This window comes from Blastococcus mobilis (assembly GCF_900188025.1).
In the GTDB taxonomy this organism is placed as follows: domain Bacteria; phylum Actinomycetota; class Actinomycetes; order Mycobacteriales; family Geodermatophilaceae; genus Blastococcus_B; species Blastococcus_B mobilis.
Window position 1 is genome coordinate 1 of record NZ_FZNO01000066.1, and the last position, 3,628, is coordinate 3,628.

3 protein-coding genes and 1 pseudogene are annotated in these 3,628 nt (G+C 71.9%); 1 reads left to right on the forward strand and 3 read right to left on the reverse strand.

Annotation, left to right across the window (positions count from 1 at the left end):
- Positions 1 to 798: 798 nt before the first annotated feature.
- Positions 799 to 1,380 (forward strand): CHRD domain-containing protein, encoded by a 582-nt coding sequence (locus CHB94_RS25530; protein WP_176445741.1) that lies wholly within the window; start codon positions 799 to 801, stop codon positions 1,378 to 1,380.
- 40 nt (positions 1,381 to 1,420) lie between these two features.
- Here the strand turns inward: CHB94_RS25530 and CHB94_RS24200 are convergent, their stop codons facing one another.
- The 3 genes and pseudogenes from CHB94_RS24200 to CHB94_RS24205 all read right to left on the reverse strand — a co-directional run bounded on the left by CHB94_RS24200 (position 1,421) and on the right by CHB94_RS24205 (position 3,483).
- Positions 1,421 to 2,092: a class F sortase gene (locus CHB94_RS24200; protein WP_141137652.1), complete on the reverse strand. Its 672-nt coding sequence runs from the start codon at positions 2,090 to 2,092 to the stop codon at positions 1,421 to 1,423.
- Positions 2,093 to 2,359: 267 nt separating this feature from the next.
- Complete coding sequence (locus CHB94_RS26510) at positions 2,360 to 2,485, reverse strand: aggregation-promoting factor C-terminal-like domain-containing protein (protein WP_254920889.1); 126 nt, start codon at positions 2,483 to 2,485, stop codon at positions 2,360 to 2,362.
- 41 nt (positions 2,486 to 2,526) lie between these two features.
- A pseudogene (locus CHB94_RS24205) lies at positions 2,527 to 3,483 on the reverse strand (IS5 family transposase).
- Positions 3,484 to 3,628: the final 145 nt, after the last annotated feature.

Consider the following 3,628-nt stretch of genomic DNA (forward strand, 5'->3'; position numbering starts at 1 on the left):
GCAGGGGCTCCTACCTGGCAACCCACGAACCTGTGTGAGTGGGGCCCCGACCCGCAACCCCTCCTCACGGGAGCGGTCGAGTCATACCGTCTGAGAAGTCCAGGGCGACGGCGCCTGCCAGCCCGCCACCCGCCACCCGCTGCGAGCCCGCCACCCGATCGGGCCTCAGACCATGACCGCCTTCACAGGGTTGATTCCGCGAGCCGCACTGTTTGCGGCATCAGTTGGGGCTCCGGTAGTCCCTGTGGTCTAAATGAGGGCGCCTGCTGGTGATCTGCCGCAGCGGCCAGCGAGCCCCGCACCCGCGGACCCGTCCCGGACTCCGCGGACGCCGGGCCACCGCACTGGCGGCGGCCCGGGCCCACCGGGATCAATGCCGCCCAGGTGTTCCATCTGCGGGTCGACCTGGGCCTGCTGGCCAGCGTCATCGTCCTGCTGTCCACCCGTGGCTACCGCGCCAGGACGGGGCGAATCTGGGTCGATGACCGCCAGGTGACCGGGCAAGTCGAGTTGTCCAGATGCCGAGTCGAGTTGCCCAGATGCATCGCCCTCGGCGCAGCGGAAATGATCGGCCGTCGACCGCCTGCGACCAGCGTGGCAGGGTCGCCGGCCGCGTCTACGTCACCCGGCCGCTGTGGGACGGCATCCCTAGCTTCGAGCGGCGACACCGGGGGTGATTCTTGCCAAACGCCCTGTCCGGATGAGGGAACCTCTTGCGGGTGCCCTTCTGAGGAGCGGACGGTGTGGCGTGCGTCTCCCGGCCCCGTGACCGCGGGGCCCCGTCCAGCGGAGGTCCCCATGCGTGCTGCAAGCCTCGGTGCAGTCCTCACCGCCGCCGCACTGCTCGTGCTGTCCACCGCCGGCCCGGCCCTCGCCGATCAGGTCAGCGTCACCGGCTCCGGCAGCGGAGCCGAGGAAGTGCCCGAGCCCGGGGAGAACGACGCCACTGTCGAGGGCGACTTCACCATCGACACCGAGAAGGGCATGATCACCTACACCGTCACCGTGGCCGGTAACGACGAGGACGTCGCCGCCGCTCACATCCACCAGGCGCCTCGCGGTGAAGCGGGGGACGTGGTGGTCACCCTGGACGCTAACGCGATCAACGCCGGCACTGAGGCCACGGCCATGGCCGACCCGGCCCTGGCCGCGGAGATCGCAGCTTCGCCCGAGGCCTTCTACGTCAACGTCCATTCACCCAGCTTCCCGGCCGGGTTCGCTCGGGCTCAACTGGAGGCCGCCGCGCCGGGTTCCGTGCCTGCAGGTGACGGGTCCAGCGCGTCGGGCGTGCCTACGGTGATCGGCGTGGCCCTGGTCACCGCGGGCGTCGGCGCGCTCGCGCTCGGAGTGGCTCGCCGCCGCGGGGGTGCTTCGGCCTGAGTCGGTACGTCCTGAGGGCGGGTGCCGGTCGGTACCCCCCTCAGGACGTGGGTACGGGGTCGAGGATCGCGACGACGTTGCTGTCCCAGCTCCGGCGGTCGCGGTCGTAGGTGCCGCCGCAGGTGACCAGGACCAGCCGTTCGGGACCCCCGGTGCCGAAGAGCTCGGCGGCCGGCAGCGCGTCCTTGTCGATGGTGATGACGCCCCGCAGGACATAGGTGGCCTTGACACCGCTGGCACCGGTCAGGACGGCCGGATCGTCGGGCTGCAGATCCACGATGCGGGCCAGCGGCCCCTGGCCGTAGCTGTACATGTCAAGGTGCCCGGCCACGAGCACTGAGCCGGCGCCCTCGCCGGGGCGCACCCCTCGCCACCAGGCCAGCTCGGCGGGGTCCTCGGGAGGGACAAGTGCGCCGTCACCGTCGACGACGGTGTCGATCAGCGGCGCGTCGATCCCCAGGGACCGGACGAGCAACCGCCGGGGAACGAAGCCCGGGGGCGCGACGGCGCTCTGGGACACCGACAAGGTGGGCGGGGCCGGGACGGCCGAGCCGCCGGCCGGAGAGGCGTCCGCCGGCGCGGCCAGCATCGAACCGGTCTGGGCCGCCACCCGGGGTTCCGGCCAGAGGAGTACCGCCGTGCCGCCACCGGTCAGCGCGGCCCCGACGACCACCAGGGCCGCTCCATGCCGGAGGCGCCAGGGAATCGCCACGCCGTCAGTGTGCCCCCAGCTGGCGGCGGCGTGTCCCCTCCGGCGCACGGGCATGTGCACCGCGCCGGGCGCCGCATGATCCCGGCGACGCGGGAGATCAGACGATGGTGAGGGACGTCGACGTGCGCACCGAGACCGCGATACACCGGCCGTGGTTGATCCGTGTCATCCGGGCGGAGGATCGTCACCGACCCCGGGAACGGGGGCCACGGCGTTCGAACTACCAATGGGCGGTACCCAGTCAGAAGCGCGGGTCGGCGCTGCAGATCAGTACCAGTTGTTCACCTGGAAGTGATTCCAGGCGCGGCAGGTGTCGCCGTAGCGGTCGGTGATGTAGCCGAGGCCCCAGCTGATCTGGGTAGCCGGGTTGGTGCGCGCTGGTCGGTGCTGCAACGGTTGTGCCGCTCTCCGCAGCCTAGGGCGTGTCTGACGGTTCATGGGAGCCAGGTCAGTAGCGCGGCCAGGGAGAGCGCGCCGGCGTAGTTGCGGGCGTGCTTGTCGTAGCGGGTGGCCAGGCCGCCCACTGTTTGAGCTGGCAGAAGCCGCGTTCGATGGTGTTGCGTCGGGCGTAGCGGTCGGAGTCGAAGCCGGGTGGGCGGCCGCCGGCGGAGCCGCGACGCCGGCGGTGAGCCGCCTGGTCGGTCTTCTCCGGGATGGTGTGGCCGATCCCGCGGTCGCGGAGCACCCGCCGGTTGGCCCGGGAGCTGTAGCCCTTGTCCGCCAGCAGGTGGTCCGGGCGGGTGCGAGGTCGTCCCGGTCCCGCCCGAGCCACCCGTAGTGCGGCCATGAGCGGGGTGAACATCGGGCTGTCGTGAACGTTGCCGCCGGTCAGCAGGACCACCAGGACGCGTCCGGCGCCGTCGGTCAGCGCGTGCACCTTGGTGGTCAACCCGCCGCGGGATCGGCCGATCGCGTGGTCGGCCGGCTCGCCGATCAGCGGTTCCGGGTGGGAATTCTTGTCATTCGGGGAAGCCCCCCGCGCGCTGCTCGCCCGCCGCGCCCTCCTCCGGGTCATCGGGCGAGACGGTGGCCGCGTTGCCGCCGACCCGCCGCGCGCTCGCCCCGTGCTGGTGCACCCGCACCACCGTGGAGTCGACCGCGACCAGCCAGTCCAGCTCCCCGGCCGCGTCGGCGTCGGTCTGGGCGCGGGCCAGCAGGTGAGCCCAGGTGCCATCGGCGCTCCACCTGGTCAGCCGCTCGTAGGCGGTCTGCCCCGGGCCGAACCGCTCGGGCAGCTCCCGCCACGGCGAACCGGTCCGGTACTTCCAGCAGATCGCCTCGACCACCTGCCGGTGATCACGCCAACGGCCACCCCGCCGGCCGGTCGAGGACGGCAGCAGCGGCTGCATCCACGCCCACGCCTGGTCGGAAATCACGGTCCGATCCTTCAGCACGGACCCCAGCCTGCCGATCCCGACAGGCAAGATCCGTCAGACACGCCCTAGTACTACAGCCGCACCTACTTCGGTCGGCTGCGGCGCGTCTGCGGGGTTGAGGCAAGGGTGCCGACGACGGTCGGCGGATGGCCGAGGATGT

What these genes read in the sequence shown, in the direction of transcription:
- CHB94_RS25530 (WP_176445741.1), top strand. Translation starts at nt 799, where the DNA reads ATGCGTGCTGCAAGCCTCGGTGCAGTCCTCACCGCCGCCGCACTGCTC.